1 protein-coding gene and 3 pseudogenes are annotated in these 1,897 nt (G+C 62.7%); 1 reads left to right on the plus strand and 3 read right to left on the minus strand.

Going from position 1 to position 1,897, the window contains the following annotated elements:
• Positions 1-213 (minus strand): annotated as a pseudogene (locus tag AC1DXK_RS30915) (porin family protein); the annotation flags it as partial.
• A 297-nt stretch (positions 214-510) separates the two neighbouring features.
• Here AC1DXK_RS30915 and AC1DXK_RS30920 point away from each other — a divergent pair.
• Positions 511-936 (plus strand): annotated as a pseudogene (locus AC1DXK_RS30920) (hypothetical protein).
• 9 nt (positions 937-945) lie between these two features.
• Here the strand turns inward: AC1DXK_RS30920 and AC1DXK_RS30925 are convergent.
• Together AC1DXK_RS30925 and AC1DXK_RS30930 are read right to left on the minus strand one after the other, a co-directional pair.
• Positions 946-1,194 carry a hypothetical protein gene (locus AC1DXK_RS30925; RefSeq protein WP_457108842.1) on the minus strand — a complete coding sequence of 83 codons (249 nt, stop codon included), beginning with the start codon at positions 1,192-1,194 and terminating at the stop codon, positions 946-948.
• A gap of 296 nt (positions 1,195-1,490) precedes the next feature.
• Positions 1,491-1,811, minus strand: a pseudogene (locus AC1DXK_RS30930) (IS6 family transposase); the annotation flags it as partial.
• Positions 1,812-1,897: the final 86 nt, after the last annotated feature.

A 1,897-nucleotide genomic window follows, 5' to 3' on the forward strand; every position in this document is an offset into this window, starting at 1 on the left:
AGAGGGGAACGGCACGCCGAAGCTGTTGCCGGTGGAGCGGCTGCTGGCGTCGAAGGCGTAGCCGGCGTTGATACCGAAGTAGGCGCCCGTCCAGGTGAACACCGGGACCGGGGTGAACACCGGCGGCGGAGCGGCCCGGCGCGGAAGGTCGGCGGCCGAGGCGGCACCGGTGAGGGCGGTGAAGGCGGCGAGCGAAGCCAGGAGCTTGGTCATGTCGTAGGGTCCAGAAATTCGATCTGGCAGTATGGCTACCGATCCTTGAGCGAAATGGCTGTAGTTTTACGGACACACTGAGCGGAGACGAGGCAAGCCGCTATAGTAAACCGCTCATTAACGCGGATCAGACCGTGGAATACGTCGAGATATACATAGGGAGGCGCGGCAACATCTGACTGGCTCGTTGGTTCCCGGCCGTTATGGCGTTACCCGGCGCCTGTGGCGGAGAGGCCACAGGCTGAATTGGTCGAGGCTATAGAAGGGGTAACATTCCACCGGGCACTGCACCTCGCTATGCCGATCCGGCCTGAGCACCGCTTCTTCTACCCTATCGACTGGTCGCAGCTCTCCGCCGTGATCCGGTTCGGCCGGGCGAAAGGCTGCTGTGAGGGCTGCGGGCGGCCGCATGGTTAGATGGTCTACCACCTCGGTGACGGCCGCTGGTGGGACGCGGAAGCCAGCCGGTGGCGTGACGGGTGGGGCCGCCGCATCCGGATCGCTGCGGAAGCTGACATCCTCCACCGTGCCCGTCGGACCCGCGTGGTCCTGCCCGCGGCCCATCGGGATCACGACACCTCGAACAACGCGGATGCCAACCTCGCAGCCTTCTGCCAGCGGTGCCACATGATCCACGACCGGCCGGAGCATCAGAGGCGGCGGTGGCGGACGCTGTTCCGCAGGAAGGCGATCGGCGACCTGTTCGGCGGTCCCTACGCCTGACTGACAGCCCTACTGGCGCGAGGTTCCCACCTCAAGGACCGCAGGTTTCGCCCTAAGTGTCGGGACCGCTACGACCGCTTCGCTCGGCAGCGAAGGCTCGAACGAAGCCAGCTGCAGCGTCATGGCGGGGTTTTCCGCGTCCGCCAATTCGACTGTGTTGTCTGGGCGAACGAGGACTTCGTACTGAGCCAACAGCATACCCGCCGAGAGCACGAGGCCGATGGCAACAAAACCGGTGGGAGGACCATCTTTGCGCATCTGACCTACTCCAGTTCAGGATGAGTTGTGCGCTTGGCATAAGGCAGCTTATGCGCATCCCTCAATTTAGGTACGCAGCTCTACTATACTGTATGCCACGATCACATAAGCGTTATCAGTCGCCCAGAACGATTGTGGAGAAAGGAATACTAACCTGCTGAGATGGATGCAGTTATGATGCTAGTCGCTATCGCAGGTATATAACGCTATAGAGCGTCTGGCGCAGCTCTTCCTCTGTCACCCAAACCCGTCCCAACCGGCAGCGTGCGGCAATACCCGGGCGCATTCGCGCACAGTACTCCCCCGTGTTGGTAGCACCACTCGCCCCGCACCTTGATGTAGGTTTCGTCGATGCGCAGCGAGCCGCAGTGTGGCCGACAAAACTGCCGTAGCCGCTTCTCGATCAGCGGCGCATAGGCCAGAACCCAGCGGTTCACGGAGGAGTGATCCACCTCCAGGCCACGTTCAAGGAACAGCTCCTCGATGTCGCGGTAGCTCAGCGGGTAGCGCAGGTACCAGGAGACCGCCTGCACGATCAGGACCGCCTCGAAGTGCCGGCCGCGGAAGTCGGTCCGTGCACGCTGCTTGAGCTTGGCGGCAATGGCAGACAGGATCATGGGCCGGCTCCAAAGCGGAGGCGGCAAGCTGAGCGGGTATGGCTAACGACCCGCGAACCTCAGCACATTCGCGATTGCGACAGCCC

The sequence above is a fragment of the Methylobacterium sp. P3_A11 genome, from assembly GCF_056403155.1.